Here is a 17,306-nt window from a genome sequence, read left to right on the forward strand (position 1 = left end):
GGAAATAAATGTAAATCAAAACAAAATAATTTCAATATCATCTTTGTCAAGTACACGAATTTCTTTGATCGCTTTGCGCACTATTGCTTGCTTTGTCTCAAAGCTTAATTCATCTTTATGCCGCATGAAAAAGTCTATCGCTTCACGTAATATATGCTCGCTAGGTTTTGTATCTTGCAGTGCCCTTAATTGTTGTTCCAACTGAGCGTATTGCTCTGTTAAATCCTTCTCCCGCTGTTGCAGACGACGGATTTCCTCTTTGATTTCCTCTAAGTCAATATCGTCGGATATTGTCACAAGGTTTAACAGGCGTTTACGCCCTTTCCTGGCCCGTTCAATTTCTTTCGCCAGCCTGTCGAGCTCTGCTTTTTCAAAGTTGCCATCTGTTCTCTCAGGCTGGAAATCGTGTAACCGATCGGGATTGTTGAATATGTCCATTAAATGAGACCATACAACTTTTTCAATTTCGTCCGCTCTAACAGTCATCCCGCAGCCCCTGTACTTAGCGCCTGCTGTGTTCTTTATGTCCGTATACTCGCGATAATACTTCCCCCAATTCTTCGTATATCGCCCTGTCATCGTATTGCCGCACTGGGCGCAACGCAATAAGCCGGACAGCAAGTATTTATGCTTGGTCGTTTTAGCATATCGGCGCCTGGACTGTTCTAACAGGATTTGCGCTCTCCTGAACTGTTCCTCCGTAACGATCGCAGGCACATCGACATAAATCCATTCCTCTTTTGGGCGCAACGTCATGGGCACTTTCTGATCCTTGCGATACCGGTTTGCAATCATTCCCTCCGTATTCCACTTGTTTTGCGGCCTTTTCCCCATATACGTTTCATTCATCAGGATTTGCCGCACCACTTGACGATGCCAGACTGTTTTACCTGTTTTCGTTGGCACTTTTTTCTCCGTCAGGTAATGAGCAATCCCATTGATCCCTTTAAAACGATCCTGGCCGATAAAACTGTCGAAAATAAATCGGACAATTTCTGCTTCTTCTTCGTTTATCACAAGTTGGCCCGTTTGTTTATCATAATCGTAGCCATAAATCTTATCATCTTTGACAATCTTGCCTTCTTTCGCTTTTCGTAACCTGCCTGCCATTGTTCGCTCTCTGATCTTAGCCTTTTCGAACTCGGCGATAGCTCCCCTGAGTGAAAAAAACAGCTTGCCTTCAGGCGTATTTTCGTACTCTCCGTTCACAAAAATGAGTTCAACGTTATTTTTGCGCAGCTCATCGTCAATGAGCAACTGATGCATAAGATTTCGCGCTAAGCGATCGGGATCATAAACGATAACGGCCTCAATAAGCCCTTTCCTTACATCATCCCGCAGCTTTTCAAGCCCTGGGCGCTCTAAAAATTCCCCGGAGTAGCCTTCATCCGTATATATCAGCACTTGGTCTGTTCCTGCTTTTTTCTTGGCCTCATCAATCTGGTGAGCGATCGAATACCCCTTTTGAGCTGATTCCTCCGTCGATACTCTTGCGTAGATCGCCTTCATCTTTTTGGGCTATCTCCCTTCTTAACATGTATATCTTTATTAAATAATGATAGCAGTCCTTAATTGCCTTGTCAGTATGCTCCCCATATATGATGCGGACGCGCATACGCATACCCCCTCTTGCTGAAGGATATGCGCTTATCGTTTGTACAAATGACCAAACAAAAAAAACAGATAACATGTCCACACATGCTACCTGTTGTCAGGTCTGATTTCATGTATATGCTCCTTTGTTGCTATTCTTTCGTTAATTATTGCTTTCATCAAATGTTTCGTCTCCCCTAAAAATTCGCCGATAAACAGACCAGTTAGTAAGCACGTTGCAAACATGCCTTCCATTACATCGGGGAATAAATACGGAACAATGATATAGCTCAGTGCAATGCCACATAAGGCCATAACTAGGCTTAGCCAAAAATCCAGTTGTTTAAATAGTTTCAGCATATGCATGCCGCCCTCCCTCTAATCGAGCAGCTATTTTTTCAAACGCCTGCAAAATATCACTGGCATCAATCTTCTCACGCCCGGCCTCCTGCTTAATGATCGTGGTGTACGAATATATGAATGACGCCAGCATTTCTTTCTGTTCATCTGAAAATTCTATATCACACAGCTTCTTAGTATCATCGACAACACGTCCAAGCAGGTCAATGATCGAATCGTAACAAGCAAGCTGTCTTTTTGCCTCAAAAAAACTATAATTTCGTTTCAATGCCTTTTTGATTTCTTTGCGCATTATCCCCATGTGAATCAATAACATGCCTACTTCCGTATTTGTCAATTGAATCTTCATGATTTCTCCCCTTTTTTTATTTCGTCGAGATATTCTTGTAACTTGCGACGTTCAGACTCTGTCAGCTCATTAGGACGCATCATAAAAAAGGAGTTTCGTCCGATCCTAATGCGCCTATCAGCAAACTGCTTTACTCGTTCCCAGTGCATACAGGCGGACGGAAGTAAAATATAGCCCATGCGATTTACGATGTCTTGCGCGATTTCAAGCTGTTTGAAAAAATAGAATTTCTGTGTGATTTTCGCGAACTTCACAACCGGTATCGACGGAAAATGATACAACAATGTACGCGGATCTTTATCTTTATAGTGCTCCGGCACCAGTGAGTAGTTCACGGGCAGCCCTCCTTACGGTTTGACGCGATTTCTCATGTATTTCCTCAAGAGTCCTGAAAAATTCGTTCCCTTCTCGTTCGGTAGACGGCAACGGAAACCCTAGCACCATTGTGTCTGTGTCATATAGTCCGAGTTTAAATATTTTCTTCGCCTTCCACATCGGCAAAAACTGTTTATGCATAAATTCACCTGTCTGATAATCCGTAAAATGGATTGCAAAACCGCGGTCGCCAATCTTTCGGACATTAATCAAAACCTCGACGATCTGCCGGATGCGACTGTCCACGTTGTTGATTGACGGCGAGCAATATATTTGTACGCTCTTCATTTTTCGCGTAAACATCATAACTTCTGTGGCGATCGTCGCGCCGTATTTCGACCATTTGCGGTTTGAAAACGCCATTTGCGCTTCGTCCCAGCAACAAATGCTGCCTTGCGCTTCTGCTACCTTATACCAGTCGGTATAGTGTTCAAGAGGAATCGAATCTTTCAAGCCGTAGTTTGAAAAAAGTTGAATATCACCGCCACGCGCACGCACCTTTTCACGCCAGTGATGAGCTAAAAGCGACATCATCAATGTTTTCCCAGCGCCGAGCGGACCTTGTATGAAGAAATGATGTGCCACTACCGTTTCCCTCCCTTCTCAACGCCATTCGGCGCGACAATGACCGGCTTCGGCGGTTTAGGAATAAGCGCTTCGATTGTATCAATGTAATATTGCGGATCAGCGACAAGAACCTTACCTTGCATGATAAAGTTGATAATTTCACGATACGGATCGGTTTTTCCATGCAAGTATTTATTCCTCGAAAGACTTTCGAGCAGCAAAATCGCTTTAATTTGCCACTCTTGCAGCTCTTGCGCCTTTGTCGTCATTTCTTCGAGGACTTGTTTGACGTCCGATATGTGCTGCACTTGCGGAAACAAGTCATCGGAAATGACGCTTTGTAACTTTTCGGCATTGCTTTGCATCACGATCCTCCTCCGCAGCTGGAAATGCCAATAATGATAAACGCAAAGAACACAAGCCCGAATAAAAGGATTTTTGTCATATCAAGTTGGCTTGGTGGCTCTGGCGGACGATAAGACGTGATTTGTCGCAGTACGATACTTTTTTCTAGCTCTGCCAGGCGTTGTGTTTCCTGTACCGACCGCGACGGAGCGCGATAGAAAAAGTGTCGTCCCTCAGGTCCAGTCGTAATCTCACAGTCATGTATTGGCACTTTATATTTGCCTGTCACATACACTGCACCGTCGCGAATTTCGTCAATACGCTGTATATCACTCGTTTTTTGTTCGTCGTCAAACACAATCAATATGTCGTTTGTCCCTGGAAAAAACTCGTCCTTTTCCTTTTTCTTTAGCAATCCCATCAGATTACCGCCCTTCTTTGCTGTTTTTTCGCTTTTCTATTTGAAAATTGAACAATTTTCCACCCAAGAAATGCAATAACACCCACGCCGGCCGCAGCGCCAGCGCCTAGCGTAAACATATAGAAAAACGCATCTACCACCATTTCACACCTTCTTTCAGACTGTAATATAGGCGCATAACTGACCTGAAAATCAGCAATGATCCTAAAATGACCACGGAGGCTAGCGCTGATGAAACGACAAGCTGCCAGGCTGTTGGCAAATCTCCGAATACCGATAGGTATTTTCCGACATTCAGCCCTTGTGCTGTTAATTGTCCAACAGCGCGAAGCTTCTCTATACCCATATCTAAAAATGTGATCGGGGGATTGAAAATTTTATCAATGAAACTGTGTATGGCCTCTTTAATGTTCACATCAATCTCCCCCTACTCTGATCGACGACAGCAACTTGATCGCTGCCACAGCCGTAAACATCCACAAAATAAAAAGTAATATATAGGCGATTGGCTCCAACTTCAAAGGCTGCATCGCCGCAAAAATCTTGCCTAACATTTCAGAATAGCCGTTTCCACTTCCGCCGCGCGGAACATATACAAGACTGGCAAGCGTTTTTGCAAAGCCAACAAACAGCGAAACAATCATTTTCGCCAGCTCGAAAAACAGCAAAAACAGCTTTACAGCTAGAACGCCGATTTTATACAAAAAGTACAGCATCCCGTCAATCAACGCGTAAATGACTTCAAAAAACCCGACGATTAAATCAATAAGCCCTTGAAACAGCTTTTTTAACAGTCGCCCTATCCACTTTATGACTGACCATATGACATCAAAGAGCTTACCAAACGCATCGCCGAGTATGCCTGATACTACTAACGGCACAAAAATCATCGTTATCACTTGCTTATCACCTGCGAATCAGACTATATAACAGCCCAATCAGCTTTTCACCGAACATTGCTACTGCGAAAATAAATAGGATGGGCGTAATATATGGCATGTACCGTTGAAACACGATTTCAATGACCTCCTGTACGATATTGACATTCATGACTTCATACGCCCTCCTTTTACGAAAATCGTTTTTCGCAAAAATGCAATAAATGGCCTCCAAAAAATGAATACAAACAACACTAAGATCAGCGGAGCCGCCCAGGAGAGAATGTTAACAACAGTTTTCATGAAATCATCGAATGTTATGGGGAATTCAATTTTCTTCCCTACTGCTGGCACTTGTACAGCCTGTCCTTCTGTCCCAAATTGTCCGACCGGCACTAATTTTGCGTCATATCCTCCAAAGAAGTCCGTCTTCATATCTTCTTTTTTAATCATTACTTGCTGGGATGCTGCATCAACTACTGTATAACTCTTTCCACCGATCAGTACTTTCACTGATCCTTTTGTGGGGCTTGTCCATGTAACGATATAGTCGCCGTTTTCGTTTTGCGTTGTCGCCACACCAGTTAAGACCGGAGCAGGCTCTGACGGTGTTTTCGTTTCGATCGTTACCCCTTGCGACTCATTTCCCTCTATATTGACCGATGTCACCTTATACGAATACGTCGTGTCCGGTGTGACCGTCAAGTCCGTCCAGTACGTTCCGTTTGTTTCAAACATCGGCGTATAGCCATCCGATGTCGTAGCGGCGGAAACAGCTGTCGCGCCAAAAAGTTGATCCCAGAACGATTGTTGTTCTATCTTTTTTCGATATATCTTCACATGCGAGAAAAACTCGCTATCTGGAAGTTTCCAGGATAACTTCACACGGTCGTATTTTGCGTCGGCTTGCAGGTCAGTGATATCTTCTATCGGTATTGTTGTCTTTGCGGTTGCTGTCTGTCCTGACGATGAATATCCTCCATTGTATTTCGAAACAATTTTTACTGTGTAGGATGTGTTTGGACTCAGATCAGTAAATGTATACGTCGTTGTGTTTTTATCCAAAGATGTGATGAGTTTTTCGTTTAAATAAAGATCATTGCCGATAAATCCTAAGCCGTCAGGATCATCTGGATTTATCCATTTTGCAAAAATCGAATAGGGAGAGGGAGATAAAATCAAGTTCGCAACATCGGGCGGCGGTGGAGTTTTTACCGATGTTGTTATCCCCTCTGATTCATTGTTACTCGTATCGAACGTCGTTATTCTAATATTATATGTGGTATTAGGTTTTAATTCGGTTAATCTATAAGATGTTGTGGTACTCCCCAAAGTTTTCACTAAAACCCCATTTACATACAATCTAGTTCCTGTGTAATCACTATCAGTAGGTTTATTAAAGGTAAGCAAAATCGTTGTAGTAGATGACGTTGTGACTAGATTTGTCACTTCATGTGGTGGTGTTTTGTCAATTGGCACCGTCATTTCAACCTCATAAACCAGCAGCGGAAAGTAATCTGCGTAAGATGTAGAATAGACTGTGACTTCTGTAGCCTTGTCCGGAATAGCAAAATCATACGCAATTAAACTAGTTGTATAAATTTTAATATTACCACTATCCCAAACTACTCCTTGAGAATTAGAAAACACAATTCTATATGATCCCAAATATTGGTTTACTGGATAGTTAGTAGTTCTGAGATGTATTTTCATTGAATTCGAACCAGAAGGAATTAGATATTTGATATATCCATTCCCCCCCAAATTAGTATATGAAGTCAGATTACTATCAACAGAATTTTCGGGGTTATATCCCGCTACAGGGCTGACAGAATTAATAACGACAGGAGAGACGTAACCGCTCGTTACAGCCGCAAAAGCAGAATTCAAAAAAGAAAATGAAATAAAAAATATACAAACTATAAAAGTTATTCTTACCCGCATTGTTTAATCACTACCTCCCCCCACTCCCATCCGGATCATCAGGGTGTTTTTTGTAGTATTTTGATCCTTGTATGCCGTCGTCTTGGCTTGGTATTGGCGCGTTGCCGCCGTTGTCACCGGGGCTTGGCGGTGTGTCGCTGTTTTGGCTTGGTATCGGCGCGTTGCCGGTGTCCGGTGTCCCGCTTTGGTCTTTTGGGATCGGCATTGGCTGGTCATCCGGCTGTTGTGGATGTCCGGCATCCCATCCCCCTGCATCCGTGTTTCCCGGCTCCGGCATCTTGTCCGGCAACGGCGGCAAAGTATCTATCGGATTCACAATATCGAAGCCTCCCGATTCGTCTTCACGAAATTCAATTTCCGGCGCTTCACTCTCGATACGATCTTTCGTAAATCCCGATGTATCCAATCCTGAATCAGGCATGCTTGGCACTTTATTCTCAATGCCGTGTGTGTCCACCCCCGGGAGATCTGGCGGCTCTGCAGGCGGTGACGGCGCTGTTCCCAACATCACTTCAAGGTCGGCTACAAGTTTCGGCACAATCGTATCGCGAAAAATGGCCGCGACTTGGTTCCAGTTCGGCGCAGGAGGGATGGCATCTCTAATTTCATTGAGCTTCCCCATATACTGACTCCATCCAGGACAATTGAATAGGTCGCAACCAATACAGCTGTTTCCAGCCGAATCAGCCCCCATAAAAACTACATGCCTTGATAAATCATTATCAGACCATGCCTCTAACGCATGAAATTCTCCTACTGATGCCCGAATCCTAAAACCTTTTGCTCCTGGAGGAAAGTTATAATCAGAAAATCCAGCCAAGGCTGATGATCCCAATAAATTCCCCGACGCATCAAACCATTGCAGTGCACCTTGTCCGGATCCTTGAATTTTTACCCTTGTCCAGTTGTCGTCATGATATATACTGTCTGCCCAAAGGATTGCATCGCCGCTTTGGGATCCAAAATATCCATAGATACATTCGCCGTTTGAACATACTGCATCAGCTGCATACGATCGATCGGGCAAGATCATCACATATGCAACCGCTATGGCTAAAATCATCAATGTCATTTTTTTAACCATATAATATATCCCACGCCCCCTATGTTAAAAAAGGGGGACAGTGACATCCCCCTTTTTTGGCTCATTACTTAGCCGTGGCGCGTCCAAAAATAGACTTGATAAAAGAAATGATTTTCGGTGCGAACCCAAGCGCCAAGGCAAGCAACACAAACGGACCCACCCAAGAAATGAGGCTGTTGACACTGCCGATTAAATCTGAAACCGAAAACGGCAACGTCAGCCCAGAAAGATCAATAGCGGCACCTAAAGCAGGCATGAATGATTCCTCCTTGATTTAATAAGATTTATTTCACTAGCAATGCTAGTTGAAACCTAATACCGTCGTATTTCATAATCATCAGTCTCATCCTGTCTGTTGATCTCGTTTTCATTGGCAAAACTTTTTTTAATGACCAGGATCAACAGCGATATAGCACCGGCCGCTGCCATGATCATAATGGCAGGTGCCGCATAAAACAAAATCCATTTGACGTAATACCAAAACTCATCCAACCTCGCTGGCGTAAAAAACGTCTGAAACTGTGGCATCTTATCACGACCTCGATCTGATCGCCACGATCACGCCATGCAACAGCATCCCGACGGCGACAATGGCGACGACAAGCATGACGAAGGGAGCAACAGTTTTCAATAAAAATCCGAAAACACCCCAAAAAAACGACCAATCGAACACATTCCCGATACTGGACATTTTCTCCCTCCTTATCTCATCGCCTGATAAATCGCCGTCGCCACGAAACAGAATGTCAAAAAAATCGCCCAGGATGCTAACGCAGTGATGACATCGCCGTTACCAAATACAACCTTAAATGCATAGGCAACCAGCGTTCCTGTGGTTACCATCGCTGTTTCGCCCCTTTCAGAGCTGAAACCAAAAACATCACAATGGGATGCAATATCAAGCACGATCCGATGATGACGAGGTAGGCACCTAAAATATCTTTAGGAGTCGCAAAAATCAGGCTGTACATCATCCTACCTCCTCATAAATCGCTCTAACACCATAAAAATCAACATAGCCGCTAATATAACAGAAATGACGACATCGCCAAGGGTGATCTCATGTATGACCACAATATTTCCTTCTTTCGTTTCGATGACGGTATGTCCGCGCATCTCAACATATGTAATATTGGATGATTGGCCATTCATAATATTCACCCCTCACAATTTAAATGTACAAGCCTGCTTGGCTCTTTCATATCACCAAAAAATTTTGGTCATATCAGTGCAGAAACCGGGCGAAGACAGCTTCGCCCGGCCAACATGCCTTTTATAAAATTCTGCTTTATTCTCCGTATAGATTAAAACATTAAAAACCGCGTCGTGCATTTTTATAGATATATATAATATCTTTAAAAACTTACACGTTTACTATAAAATTCCTTCCCGTTTTTGTTTTCCCCGTTTCAATCGTTGTAATCCAGTCGTTTAAATCTTGTTCTGAACATCCAAGTTCTTTTAGTTCTTGTGGAAACTCATAAAATTTCCTTTTCCACCGGCGCATCTTCTTCAACGCCTGCCTAGCCTCCCCGAAGGCATATACTCGCCGTTCGCGTCTCGTTGAATATTCCTGACTACCATCATACACACACAGATAAATATATCGCTTGCCATTTGATTTCACCTGGGACAAATACATTTTTCACACCTCCATCACCGGACTAGATAGCAGATGAATCCTCCCATGATAATCAGAAACAAGCCGGAGAAGACTACTGTCTCCAAGAAGTCTCTTACTTTACTATTCATTGATCCCACACTCCTTTTCTTCACACTGGGAATATATCCCGCATTGACATTTTAGTTTTGGAATTACCTCGATGCTCCAAATTTCAAATCCGCACTGTTCGCAAAAAAATCGAAACATTCCTCATTTCCCCTTTTGTTCTTTAAGGCAATGATATTCGTGATTCAGTTCTGACAGCGTTAATTCATCCAATAAACGCCCCTCAACAGTTTTTCTGTACCCCGCAGCCTGCAACTGCTCAATCCGTTTAACCCTAACTTGTTCGATCGCCTCGCGTAAGTATAATTTAAAAGCAGTCATGTTACTCCCCCTTCTTTATAGAGAATATATATTTGCTCGTCCTTCCTGCCTTTTTAGCCATTCTATGAAACCAACTGCTTCGGCCAATGCATGATGAAAAGGAACGCGATTAGCTAAAACTTTTATTCGATACGGACGGGGATCACCGTGAATGTAGCTTCCTCGCCAAACGATAGCTTTATTTCCTTCCCGCTCAATAAACAAGTACGATCCTTTCCCATATCGGAACTCATAAAGCTCTCCATACGCATATATCAAAAATCCATACCGCCGGGCTTGTTCATTTTCTTCCAACCGCCTTTTGATTTCCTCCTTGTGCTGCTGGATTTGTTTTTTTAAATCCATTGGCAAGCTCCCATCTTTATAAAGCAAGCTGATTTTGTTGTTTTTTACTTTTATTTGAATATTTAGATTTTCTAATCTGTAAAAAATGTTATATAACATATAACTCCCCCTTATCAGTTACTTAGTTACTTCAAGTTACTTAAAAAGGGGTATTTTCCGTATAATTCACCCATAGAGAATATTCCTAAAAACGGGTAACTCATGGTAACTAAGTAACTATATTTCTTCCTCAACTAAGTTACTAGTTACCTCAAGTGACTTATTTTTCGGTATTTCCTCAAAATTATCGCCTATAGGCGATTTACCGGAATTTGAGTAACTGGAGGTAACTTTATAACTTTCAGCGGAAAGACCGATGCCGAAAAAGAATGTTTTGTTTCCGGTGGATTTCCGTTTTTCGAATCCGCGCAGCACCAATCTCGCAGAAAACTTTTGCTTTTTCAACGGGATTTCACTGTTTTCCTCGCACCAGCTGATATATTCCTTATACAACTCGTTCAGCTGGACTTTTGCTCCTGGATGGATCACACAACAATCATTCAAAAAATTGCTGAGCAGATCCATTTCCTCTTTATATTCATCCGTCGCGTTTTTCACTTCGTCCGGCTCGCCTAAACCTTCTTTTTGCCATTTCAAGCATCCTTCAACAGCCCAACGCAAAATGCCTGGAAGCTCATTCAGCAATTTTTCAGGTAGATGCTTGTCTACCTGTTCTTTTGGGATCGTATACGTGAATGGCACAAGACGAATACGTCGCCATATCCCTTCATCATCGCCTTTGATGATTGGCTTATGATTTGTCGTGAAGAAAATCTTGAATTCAGGCACAAATTCGAAAAATTCCTTGCGTAGGAAACGGGCTGTGATCGGTTCGCCTCCCGTCAGCTGCTTGATGAGCGATTCACTGAGGCGCTGGCCGTCTTCGCTCTCAACGGCTGATACAAAACGTGCTCCATGCAGTCGGGCAATATCGTTATTGATCCCTGAATCGTTCATTTTTGCCGTGAATGTATTGGAGTTCGTCTGTTTTGCATAGTCTCCTAGCAACGCCTTGACAGTGTTGATAAACGTTGATTTACCGTTTCGCCCCGTTCCCCATAAAAAGAAGACGACTTGCTCGGATATATCACCCGTTAGTGCGTATCCGATCGCTTTTTGTAAAAACTCGATAATGTCTCGCTTAACTTCATCACCATCACGAAAGATGGACTCTAGGAATGCAATCCACGTAGGGCATTTTGCATTTGGATCATAATTCACATGCGTATTTTTAGTCATCATATATTTGCGGTCGTGCGGCAACAATTCTCCTGTCCGTAAATCCACCACGCCATTTGCGCAATTCAGCAAAAATTTATCCTTGTTCAGCTCATCCTGGCTGATCGGCAACATCGCTTCCGCCCTGGCGATTGAGTTGAGGAATACGGAGCTTTTTTCACTTGCTTTCGCCCATTTCAGCAGTTCGTTTCGTGCATCGTTATTTTCTTCTTGTGCTACTTCTGCATACATTTCGCGAAACGTCCGAATTGCAATGCGTTCAATCTGCTTTTTCTTGTCCTCTACCCATGTTTTTCCATCCCAGATGAGCCATTCCTCAAATTCGACGCAATAGCGCAAGTTTTGACCGTTCCGCGCGACAAGTCGTTCGGCGTTGCCCATTTCCGTTAGGTTGAACTTTTTCCCTTCTTTTCGCGATGGAGAAGGCATCGGTAGCGGTGCAAAATAGTCCGTTCCACTTGGTTCATGTTTCAATGCACTATTTAATGTGTTTGCAAATTCACGCTGGTCTAATGGAGGAAGAAAAAAATAGCGATTTAGGAAGCTGGCTATTTCACGGACTTGTTCTTGGGTGTAACCAAATTCAACCAGACGGCAACAATGGGAAAATAACGCATTATTACGTCCACCCTCGGGCATCGGGATTGGAAACGGGCGTTGCGCTTTGTCAATTTTTTTTAAGCGTTCAAAGAAAATTGGCATCGGCGACAGTTCTCCGTCGGCAATATGTACCCATTCGCGTCCGCCTGTATTTTCGCTTGGAAGAACCACTTGACCGCGCCCGGAAAGCCGATAGTCGCCGACAAAGCCGCCAGCCATGAGCACTGTCGCGTCTTGTCCTTTGATTTTCCCTGTCGAACGAAAGAAAAATTGAAAGCCTCGTATTGTGCGAATCGCATGAAATTTATATCCTTCACGCAAAAGCGCCTTAAGAAGCATCTCCCCTTCTTCCTGCTCGTCGATGTCAATAACGTCATACCCGTCTGGAATAACAAGACCTGTCCACCCTTTTTGCCGCAACCAGGCACGAATCTCTCCTTCTGTCATGCCTGGGCGATTTAGATCTTGCCATCCCTTCATGCAAGGCCGTTTCGCGACACTGTATGCTTTTTGCGGATCAGATTCATTGTTCATCCGTGAATAGCCAATCAGTCGAATAATCTTGAGGGGCTTTTTCGCTGATGGAAAAAGCCTCTCAAGACTCATTTGAAAGTCAAGTGCTGCCTGCATACTGTGATCCTCACTTTTTCGGGAATGTATATTTCACTTGATCAGTCCAAACATCGTAAAACACTACCATGGTGTGTCCGTTTTCATCGCGGATCAGCTTTCCTGCTGGAAACACGGAAAAATCTTCGACTTGGATAGCGGTCATATCAAACGCTTCCTCGATCCACCGCATTACAATCGGAACATATTTTTGCATCGGATCGGCCTTTTGTTTTGTCACCATTCGGAGTCCCCCTTTTTGGACTTTCTTCGTTATGTTATATTTTTAATAGGCATATTTTTTAGGACAGTGAGCGTTAGGGCGCTTGCTGCTTTTTTTATGACGCTTTTTCATCAGCGCTCCGTCTTTCTTGCACTTTTTTATATTCATCGGGCAAGACTTGAGCCAAGTATGCATACACATCTTTCTCCACTTGGCTGAACATTGGTCCCTTTATGATCGTTACTTTCATCCAAGTTTCCCCCTTACCACCCTTATAGCCCCATGTTTCGAGCTTTTTTCATCTCGATCTCTTGCAACTTGTCCAACACAGACTCAAACGATTTAATGACTTGCCGTGCAGCTTTGTAATCTTTTGTCATGACTGCATCGAGCATATGATCAATGCATCCGATTGCTCTGTTGACGTGTTCTTTTTCCTCAACGATGAGCGAAATTTTTACTCTCACTCTCTCACTCCTTTTCAATACAATGGATGTATAGGCATTAAATTATGCAGTCGCAATACACGAAATGTGACATTTATCCTCAAAAAAATATGTCCAATCGAAAGAAAGAACGTTGGCGATTCGCTTTGCCACTTCGACACTGGGATTTCTTTGGCCGTTTTCAATCATAGCGTAAGTACTTCTTGAAATCCCAGCTAATTCAGCGAGTTCTTTTTGAGTCATCTTTTTGTTTAGACGCATGTTTTTTAGCCATTTCCTCATTAGGTTATCACCTCCTTTAAAGTAAAGTCACAAAACGCGTATCGTTAATCAAAGTATATGTCACAATTCGTGTAATGTCAATATCAAAATACACTATTTGTGTAAATTATTTTTTTGTCACTTTTTGTGACTATAATTAAACCTAAGGAGGATGTTGACAATGGTCGATTTAGGGAATCGTTTACAGGAACTTAGAAGTAAATTGAATATGAGGCAAGAAGATGTAGCAAAAAAGATTGGCGTAGGCCGTACTACCTATGCAATGTATGAACAAGGAAAAAGAGAACCTGACTATGAAACGCTTCTCAAGCTTGCTGATCTATTTGAGGTTTCAACAGATTATTTGCTGACCGGCAAGACAACAGTGGAATCTAAAAAACAAACAAATCTATTCTTTTTCGACACCGAAGGATTAACTGAAGAAGAAATCGATGAAATAAAGAAACACATTGAATACGTAAAATGGAGAGCCCAGCAAGAAAGGAAAAAATCATGAATAAACGAGATAGACAAACGCTGGCAAGATTAGGCGGATTCACTTTTTTGGTTGTCATTTTTCTTATCCGTTCAAAGTTTAACAATCCATATGTTTTCTTAGGACTTTTGATTTTTGGAACAGCCTTTGTTGTCGCCCTGATTGAATCATTAATCCCTGTCAAATCTTCAACAAGGAAAAGACAATCCCCTCAGAAAAAAATATCGGAGTCCAAGAAAGGCATCAAAACGGCAACTGGAAAATACGGCGTTCGTTCGGATCACGTTATTTTGCAAACGCCACTTGAGCATTTATCAGGGTTGGAATTCGAGCAACTTGTGTATTTATACTTAAAATCAACCGGCTGGCAGCCGATCAAAACACCTGAGGCAAAAGACGGGGGCGTCGATATCGTTGTCACTAATAAGGCAGACGGTCTTAAGATAGCGGTACAAGTGAAGCACTACTATCGTTCCAAAAGCCAGGTGACGGTTAAAGATATACGTGAACTTGACAGCGCCAAGAAGAACCATGGCTGCATCGGAACATGGTTTATTACATCTGGGACATTTACAAATGCTGCACTCGTGGAAGCCGATATGCGAAAAATGCGAACATCGGACATCACATATGTTGAAACAAAAATTTTGCCCTGGAGAGAACGTCAAGCAAGAAAACACCAAAAAAGCCACTCCTAGAGAGAGTGGCTTTCGGAACTATTAAGATGCTTCGCATTCCCCATAATCTTCCACATCCTCTCATTTCCCATCATTATACCATGTTCTTCTTGCAAAAAAGAACGTATGTTTCTATAATTAAAGGCAAATGATACAACAAAGGTTGAGGGAGAAATGAACTATTTATATAAGCCTGGCGATCTGGAAATGCATATATCAAACGTTTATAAACAGCATGGCATCTTGTATCCGTATCAGCTCGACGAGCAATATTTAGCGGATATCTTTGACATTGCTATCGTTTATGCATCAAGATCATTCGGCTATTGGAGTGATTGCCGCATTATTGGGCTGCATAAAGACTTGCGATTTGATTCTGTTAAACGGCGTGAAGTGTTTTTTCATGAACTTGGACATTTATTGTTGCACGTGGGGGATCAGTTGAACATGTCCAAGTCATTTCGAGATTACCAAGAAATCCAGGCGAACCGGTTTATGCTATTCGCGGCAATTCCTTATCACATGCTTACATATATTGACTTATCAGCAAAACGAGATTTTATATTATGTGAGATGCAGGATGTGTTTAAAATGCCGGTTGATGTATGCGCCACTCGTTTAGATTACATTGAAAACAAAATGTTGCAGATTTGCGCGGAAAATTCGTTATATTATAGATTGTAATTTATTTCCGCACACTAACGACATTAGGATTTCGTTCTCGATACATCGAGCCGCATACGTCGCCAGCTTCGTTCCTTTGCCCGGCGAATAGCTTTCAATCGCCTTGATCAAGCCGATCGTGCCAATGGAGATTAAATCCTCGACCTCTTCTCCCGTATTTTCAAACTTTTTCACAATGTGGGCAACAAGGCGCAAGTTGTGTTCGATGAGCCGGTTGCGGGCTTGCTCGTCGCCTTTTGCCATCAGCGCCAAATACTTTTCCTCTTCTTGAGCGCTTAACGGCTGGGGAAACGCATTGTTTTTAATATACGAGACAAGAAACGTCAGCTCTTTCAACAGAAACGTAAACGCCGTGAAAATGCCGGACATGCTCTCACCCCCGCCTGCTGTCATCGGCGGAAACCGCCTATCGTTATGTATATGCAGGGGCGATGTTGTCCGTGTCTTTACGACAAAAATAGACCGGCCCGAAATGAGCCGGCAATGACCTGACCAATCAAAAACGATTGATGCCAACGTTCTGCTGATGCGGTCCGCCTGCTTATCCCCCTCCCGATGCAGAAGAACCGCCGTGCTTACGCTCTTGCCTCAACGCTGACTTCCGCGGCGACAACAAGCGCAATCGACGCGGTAATGATGATCGACATGACAATGGCGAACATCCCCGTTCCCTCCTTGACCTTCTCTTCTAGATTTTATTTTACCAAAGAAGACAAGGAGCGCTTCCGCCACATTTTGAACAATTCGTGAAATTCGACCGTCAACAACAGCACGCGGAGCACCGATATCCCCCCTTTAGCCTGAGTCAAGTCGAGTCTCCCGTCTGTTTCATCCACATCACAAGCCATACTGGTACAATTGACATGAATCTTCTCCCCTTTCATCTCCATTGTTTTAAAACAACCGTTGATGAGCGGAACATTTGCGGTCAAGCAACTCCTCCTCAGCTGCACGCGCGAACCGCTCCTCTTCGATGTTCCGTTGCCGCGGCTTTCTCCGCTCAATCGTGATCGTGATAAAAAACAAATGGATCGTCATACCCCCTCACCTCCTTTCCATGCAAAAAAACCGCAGAAGGAAGGCGTTTCTGCGGCTAAGCGTACAAAAAGGCCGCAGAAAGCGAGACTACTCCCCTTCTGCGGCCTGATCGCTGTTTTTCGTCATCGGTGCACGTTCATTCCCGGTCGGCGGAAGGTCGAATAGCCGTTTGATAGAATGGATGCGTTACTGTTGTCCACATCATCATTGTCATTGTCTTCGACCTCCCTTTGGAAATGATGCTACGTAGGCAATTATATCCAAAATTATTTCCATTGTAAACCGTTTTTTTGCAAAATAGGCAAAAAGCTTGCTTTCCCTTGAACGCCAGCATGGTGGCTAAACAAAAACCCGCCTTTCGGCCAAAAGGCAGGTTTACGGTTCGAACCGCTTTTCTTCTTCCTCAAGACGGCGGGCATAGCGGGCGGCTTGGCGCAAACAGGAAAGCGACGCGGTAAAACAGACGGCGACTGCCAATAGGGCGAACGGCTTTTTCGCTGTCTCAACCGCTCCTGGGATGATCGTTCCGAAATAGAGAAACGCTCCAAACGCGAACAAGACGAGGCTGTATGTTTTAAAGTCGCCCGCCTTGGCCCGCAGCTCGTTTCGTTGCTGCTCGTTCAAGCCCGATCCCTCCTCTCCCCTTTCACTGTATCATACATGGACAGAAGGGGGGAGCGGCA

General features: G+C 43.4%; 30 protein-coding genes and 1 pseudogene. 3 read left to right on the top strand and 28 right to left on the bottom strand.

The genetic code is table 11. The annotated features are described in order from the left end of the window. Positions 1 to 15 precede the first annotated feature (15 nt). From GT3570_RS12310 to GT3570_RS12405, 25 genes are all read right to left on the bottom strand, one after another. Positions 16 to 1,509, bottom strand: coding sequence for a recombinase family protein (locus GT3570_RS12310; protein ID WP_047752759.1), 1,494 nt, complete (start codon positions 1,507 to 1,509; stop codon positions 16 to 18). Between the two features lie 192 nt (positions 1,510 to 1,701). Next, entirely contained in the window at positions 1,702 to 1,953 is a 252-nt protein-coding gene (locus GT3570_RS12315; protein ID WP_025949280.1) for a hypothetical protein, read from the bottom strand. Then, complete coding sequence (locus GT3570_RS12320) at positions 1,937 to 2,302, bottom strand: hypothetical protein (protein WP_050437068.1); 366 nt, start codon at positions 2,300 to 2,302, stop codon at positions 1,937 to 1,939. Before GT3570_RS12320 ends, GT3570_RS12315 begins: the two co-directional genes overlap by 17 nt. Continuing rightward, on the bottom strand, positions 2,299 to 2,637 hold the full coding sequence (locus GT3570_RS12325; protein ID WP_025949282.1) for a hypothetical protein: 339 nt from the start codon (positions 2,635 to 2,637) through the stop codon (positions 2,299 to 2,301). The genes GT3570_RS12320 and GT3570_RS12325 overlap by 4 nt, the downstream gene beginning before the upstream one ends. After that, positions 2,606 to 3,262 carry an ATPase gene (locus GT3570_RS12330; protein ID WP_047752758.1) on the bottom strand — a complete coding sequence of 219 codons (657 nt, stop codon included), beginning with the start codon at positions 3,260 to 3,262 and terminating at the stop codon, positions 2,606 to 2,608. The genes GT3570_RS12325 and GT3570_RS12330 overlap by 32 nt, the downstream gene beginning before the upstream one ends. After that, the gene (locus tag GT3570_RS12335) at positions 3,262 to 3,609 is read right to left on the bottom strand and encodes a hypothetical protein (RefSeq protein WP_047752757.1); all 348 of its coding nucleotides are present in this window, start codon (positions 3,607 to 3,609) and stop codon (positions 3,262 to 3,264) included. The genes GT3570_RS12330 and GT3570_RS12335 overlap by 1 nt, the downstream gene beginning before the upstream one ends. Continuing rightward, positions 3,609 to 4,010 (bottom strand): hypothetical protein, encoded by a 402-nt coding sequence (locus tag GT3570_RS12340; RefSeq protein WP_047752756.1) that lies wholly within the window; start codon positions 4,008 to 4,010, stop codon positions 3,609 to 3,611. The genes GT3570_RS12335 and GT3570_RS12340 overlap by 1 nt, the downstream gene beginning before the upstream one ends. Continuing rightward, complete coding sequence (locus GT3570_RS18535; protein ID WP_156484085.1) at positions 4,010 to 4,153, bottom strand: hypothetical protein; 144 nt, start codon at positions 4,151 to 4,153, stop codon at positions 4,010 to 4,012. The genes GT3570_RS12340 and GT3570_RS18535 overlap by 1 nt, the downstream gene beginning before the upstream one ends. Beyond that, complete coding sequence (locus tag GT3570_RS12345) at positions 4,144 to 4,425, bottom strand: hypothetical protein (RefSeq protein WP_062898830.1); 282 nt, start codon at positions 4,423 to 4,425, stop codon at positions 4,144 to 4,146. Before GT3570_RS12345 ends, GT3570_RS18535 begins: the two co-directional genes overlap by 10 nt. Position 4,426: 1 nt before the next feature. Further along, positions 4,427 to 4,900, bottom strand: a complete 474-nt coding sequence (locus GT3570_RS12350) for a hypothetical protein (protein ID WP_047752754.1) — start codon at positions 4,898 to 4,900, stop codon at positions 4,427 to 4,429. 156 nt (positions 4,901 to 5,056) lie between these two features. Next, the gene (locus tag GT3570_RS12355; protein ID WP_156484086.1) at positions 5,057 to 6,832 is read right to left on the bottom strand and encodes a fibronectin type III domain-containing protein; all 1,776 of its coding nucleotides are present in this window, start codon (positions 6,830 to 6,832) and stop codon (positions 5,057 to 5,059) included. Positions 6,833 to 6,842: 10 nt separating this feature from the next. Beyond that, on the bottom strand, positions 6,843 to 7,916 hold the full coding sequence (locus GT3570_RS19170) for a hypothetical protein (protein WP_240432117.1): 1,074 nt from the start codon (positions 7,914 to 7,916) through the stop codon (positions 6,843 to 6,845). A 64-nt stretch (positions 7,917 to 7,980) separates the two neighbouring features. After that, positions 7,981 to 8,172: a hypothetical protein gene (locus GT3570_RS12365; protein WP_023634630.1), complete on the bottom strand. Its 192-nt coding sequence runs from the start codon at positions 8,170 to 8,172 to the stop codon at positions 7,981 to 7,983. 56 nt (positions 8,173 to 8,228) lie between these two features. Beyond that, positions 8,229 to 8,444: a hypothetical protein gene (locus GT3570_RS12370; RefSeq protein ID WP_062898832.1), complete on the bottom strand. Its 216-nt coding sequence runs from the start codon at positions 8,442 to 8,444 to the stop codon at positions 8,229 to 8,231. Positions 8,445 to 8,448: 4 nt separating this feature from the next. Then, positions 8,449 to 8,607 (bottom strand): hypothetical protein, encoded by a 159-nt coding sequence (locus GT3570_RS12375; protein WP_023634628.1) that lies wholly within the window; start codon positions 8,605 to 8,607, stop codon positions 8,449 to 8,451. An 11-nt stretch (positions 8,608 to 8,618) separates the two neighbouring features. Further along, positions 8,619 to 8,759, bottom strand: a complete 141-nt coding sequence (locus GT3570_RS18760) for a hypothetical protein (protein ID WP_162924030.1) — start codon at positions 8,757 to 8,759, stop codon at positions 8,619 to 8,621. Beyond that, the gene (locus GT3570_RS19175; protein ID WP_256363766.1) at positions 8,753 to 8,887 is read right to left on the bottom strand and encodes a hypothetical protein; all 135 of its coding nucleotides are present in this window, start codon (positions 8,885 to 8,887) and stop codon (positions 8,753 to 8,755) included. The genes GT3570_RS18760 and GT3570_RS19175 overlap by 7 nt, the downstream gene beginning before the upstream one ends. Positions 8,888 to 8,891: 4 nt before the next feature. Continuing rightward, positions 8,892 to 9,068 carry a hypothetical protein gene (locus GT3570_RS18765; RefSeq protein WP_167552188.1) on the bottom strand — a complete coding sequence of 59 codons (177 nt, stop codon included), beginning with the start codon at positions 9,066 to 9,068 and terminating at the stop codon, positions 8,892 to 8,894. Positions 9,069 to 9,789: 721 nt separating this feature from the next. Beyond that, on the bottom strand, positions 9,790 to 9,966 hold the full coding sequence (fbpA, locus tag GT3570_RS18085; protein WP_075261363.1) for a Fur-regulated basic protein FbpA: 177 nt from the start codon (positions 9,964 to 9,966) through the stop codon (positions 9,790 to 9,792). Between the two features lie 15 nt (positions 9,967 to 9,981). Next, complete coding sequence (locus tag GT3570_RS12385) at positions 9,982 to 10,410, bottom strand: hypothetical protein (RefSeq protein ID WP_025949292.1); 429 nt, start codon at positions 10,408 to 10,410, stop codon at positions 9,982 to 9,984. A gap of 117 nt (positions 10,411 to 10,527) precedes the next feature. Next, positions 10,528 to 12,819 carry a phage/plasmid primase, P4 family gene (locus tag GT3570_RS12390; RefSeq protein ID WP_062898833.1) on the bottom strand — a complete coding sequence of 764 codons (2,292 nt, stop codon included), beginning with the start codon at positions 12,817 to 12,819 and terminating at the stop codon, positions 10,528 to 10,530. 10 nt (positions 12,820 to 12,829) lie between these two features. Further along, the gene (locus GT3570_RS12395) at positions 12,830 to 13,042 is read right to left on the bottom strand and encodes a hypothetical protein (protein ID WP_050437069.1); all 213 of its coding nucleotides are present in this window, start codon (positions 13,040 to 13,042) and stop codon (positions 12,830 to 12,832) included. Between the two features lie 94 nt (positions 13,043 to 13,136). Further along, positions 13,137 to 13,271 (bottom strand): hypothetical protein, encoded by a 135-nt coding sequence (locus tag GT3570_RS19180; protein ID WP_023634618.1) that lies wholly within the window; start codon positions 13,269 to 13,271, stop codon positions 13,137 to 13,139. A gap of 22 nt (positions 13,272 to 13,293) precedes the next feature. Beyond that, a complete protein-coding gene (locus GT3570_RS12400; protein WP_025949295.1) occupies positions 13,294 to 13,488 on the bottom strand; it encodes a hypothetical protein in 195 nt (64 codons plus the stop codon). A gap of 42 nt (positions 13,489 to 13,530) precedes the next feature. Then, positions 13,531 to 13,749: a helix-turn-helix transcriptional regulator gene (locus tag GT3570_RS12405; protein WP_025949296.1), complete on the bottom strand. Its 219-nt coding sequence runs from the start codon at positions 13,747 to 13,749 to the stop codon at positions 13,531 to 13,533. A 160-nt stretch (positions 13,750 to 13,909) separates the two neighbouring features. Between GT3570_RS12405 and GT3570_RS12410 the strand changes: the two genes are divergently transcribed. The 3 genes from GT3570_RS12410 (at position 13,910) to GT3570_RS12420 (ending at position 15,585) form a co-directional block, all read left to right on the top strand. Continuing rightward, complete coding sequence (locus GT3570_RS12410) at positions 13,910 to 14,245, top strand: helix-turn-helix domain-containing protein (RefSeq protein WP_025949297.1); 336 nt, start codon at positions 13,910 to 13,912, stop codon at positions 14,243 to 14,245. Next, entirely contained in the window at positions 14,242 to 14,922 is a 681-nt protein-coding gene (locus GT3570_RS12415; protein WP_240432115.1) for a restriction endonuclease, read from the top strand. The genes GT3570_RS12410 and GT3570_RS12415 overlap by 4 nt, the downstream gene beginning before the upstream one ends. A gap of 153 nt (positions 14,923 to 15,075) precedes the next feature. Then, the gene (locus tag GT3570_RS12420; protein ID WP_025949299.1) at positions 15,076 to 15,585 is read left to right on the top strand and encodes an ImmA/IrrE family metallo-endopeptidase; all 510 of its coding nucleotides are present in this window, start codon (positions 15,076 to 15,078) and stop codon (positions 15,583 to 15,585) included. A 15-nt stretch (positions 15,586 to 15,600) separates the two neighbouring features. Here GT3570_RS12420 and GT3570_RS12425 read toward each other — a convergent pair. From GT3570_RS12425 to GT3570_RS12435, 3 genes and pseudogenes are all read right to left on the bottom strand, one after another. Then, positions 15,601 to 15,954 (bottom strand): annotated as a pseudogene (locus GT3570_RS12425) (sigma-70 family RNA polymerase sigma factor); the annotation flags it as partial. A gap of 525 nt (positions 15,955 to 16,479) precedes the next feature. Beyond that, positions 16,480 to 16,623, bottom strand: a complete 144-nt coding sequence (locus GT3570_RS18090; protein WP_011232016.1) for a YrzI family small protein — start codon at positions 16,621 to 16,623, stop codon at positions 16,480 to 16,482. A gap of 375 nt (positions 16,624 to 16,998) precedes the next feature. Beyond that, positions 16,999 to 17,247, bottom strand: a complete 249-nt coding sequence (locus GT3570_RS12435) for a YrhC family protein (RefSeq protein WP_011232017.1) — start codon at positions 17,245 to 17,247, stop codon at positions 16,999 to 17,001. Positions 17,248 to 17,306: the final 59 nt, after the last annotated feature.

Origin of the sequence: Geobacillus thermoleovorans (assembly GCF_001610955.1) — a bacterium.
Lineage (GTDB): Bacteria > Bacillota > Bacilli > Bacillales > Anoxybacillaceae > Geobacillus > Geobacillus thermoleovorans.

What these genes read in the sequence shown, in the direction of transcription:
- GT3570_RS19170 (WP_240432117.1), bottom strand. Translation starts at nt 7,916, where the DNA reads ATGGTTAAAAAAATGACATTGATGATTTTAGCCATAGCGGTTGCATAT.
- GT3570_RS12420 (WP_025949299.1), top strand. Translation starts at nt 15,076, where the DNA reads ATGAACTATTTATATAAGCCTGGCGATCTGGAAATGCATATATCAAAC.
- GT3570_RS12320 (WP_050437068.1), bottom strand. Translation starts at nt 2,302, where the DNA reads ATGAAGATTCAATTGACAAATACGGAAGTAGGCATGTTATTGATTCAC.
- GT3570_RS12385 (WP_025949292.1), bottom strand. Translation starts at nt 10,410, where the DNA reads ATGTTATATAACATTTTTTACAGATTAGAAAATCTAAATATTCAAATA.
- GT3570_RS12410 (WP_025949297.1), top strand. Translation starts at nt 13,910, where the DNA reads ATGGTCGATTTAGGGAATCGTTTACAGGAACTTAGAAGTAAATTGAAT.
- fbpA (WP_075261363.1), bottom strand. Translation starts at nt 9,966, where the DNA reads ATGACTGCTTTTAAATTATACTTACGCGAGGCGATCGAACAAGTTAGG.
- GT3570_RS18535 (WP_156484085.1), bottom strand. Translation starts at nt 4,153, where the DNA reads ATGGTGGTAGATGCGTTTTTCTATATGTTTACGCTAGGCGCTGGCGCT.
- GT3570_RS19180 (WP_023634618.1), bottom strand. Translation starts at nt 13,271, where the DNA reads ATGAAAGTAACGATCATAAAGGGACCAATGTTCAGCCAAGTGGAGAAA.
- GT3570_RS12310 (WP_047752759.1), bottom strand. Translation starts at nt 1,509, where the DNA reads ATGAAGGCGATCTACGCAAGAGTATCGACGGAGGAATCAGCTCAAAAG.
- GT3570_RS12355 (WP_156484086.1), bottom strand. Translation starts at nt 6,832, where the DNA reads ATGCGGGTAAGAATAACTTTTATAGTTTGTATATTTTTTATTTCATTT.
- GT3570_RS12415 (WP_240432115.1), top strand. Translation starts at nt 14,242, where the DNA reads ATGAATAAACGAGATAGACAAACGCTGGCAAGATTAGGCGGATTCACT.
- GT3570_RS12335 (WP_047752757.1), bottom strand. Translation starts at nt 3,609, where the DNA reads ATGCAAAGCAATGCCGAAAAGTTACAAAGCGTCATTTCCGATGACTTG.
- GT3570_RS18765 (WP_167552188.1), bottom strand. Translation starts at nt 9,068, where the DNA reads ATGAATGGCCAATCATCCAATATTACATATGTTGAGATGCGCGGACAT.
- GT3570_RS18090 (WP_011232016.1), bottom strand. Translation starts at nt 16,623, where the DNA reads ATGACGATCCATTTGTTTTTTATCACGATCACGATTGAGCGGAGAAAG.
- GT3570_RS12390 (WP_062898833.1), bottom strand. Translation starts at nt 12,819, where the DNA reads ATGCAGGCAGCACTTGACTTTCAAATGAGTCTTGAGAGGCTTTTTCCA.
- GT3570_RS12315 (WP_025949280.1), bottom strand. Translation starts at nt 1,953, where the DNA reads ATGCTGAAACTATTTAAACAACTGGATTTTTGGCTAAGCCTAGTTATG.
- GT3570_RS19175 (WP_256363766.1), bottom strand. Translation starts at nt 8,887, where the DNA reads ATGTACAGCCTGATTTTTGCGACTCCTAAAGATATTTTAGGTGCCTAC.
- GT3570_RS12395 (WP_050437069.1), bottom strand. Translation starts at nt 13,042, where the DNA reads ATGGTGACAAAACAAAAGGCCGATCCGATGCAAAAATATGTTCCGATT.
- GT3570_RS12365 (WP_023634630.1), bottom strand. Translation starts at nt 8,172, where the DNA reads ATGCCTGCTTTAGGTGCCGCTATTGATCTTTCTGGGCTGACGTTGCCG.
- GT3570_RS12370 (WP_062898832.1), bottom strand. Translation starts at nt 8,444, where the DNA reads ATGCCACAGTTTCAGACGTTTTTTACGCCAGCGAGGTTGGATGAGTTT.
- GT3570_RS12375 (WP_023634628.1), bottom strand. Translation starts at nt 8,607, where the DNA reads ATGTCCAGTATCGGGAATGTGTTCGATTGGTCGTTTTTTTGGGGTGTT.
- GT3570_RS12350 (WP_047752754.1), bottom strand. Translation starts at nt 4,900, where the DNA reads ATGATTTTTGTGCCGTTAGTAGTATCAGGCATACTCGGCGATGCGTTT.
- GT3570_RS18760 (WP_162924030.1), bottom strand. Translation starts at nt 8,759, where the DNA reads ATGGTAACCACAGGAACGCTGGTTGCCTATGCATTTAAGGTTGTATTT.
- GT3570_RS12340 (WP_047752756.1), bottom strand. Translation starts at nt 4,010, where the DNA reads ATGGGATTGCTAAAGAAAAAGGAAAAGGACGAGTTTTTTCCAGGGACA.
- GT3570_RS12405 (WP_025949296.1), bottom strand. Translation starts at nt 13,749, where the DNA reads ATGAGGAAATGGCTAAAAAACATGCGTCTAAACAAAAAGATGACTCAA.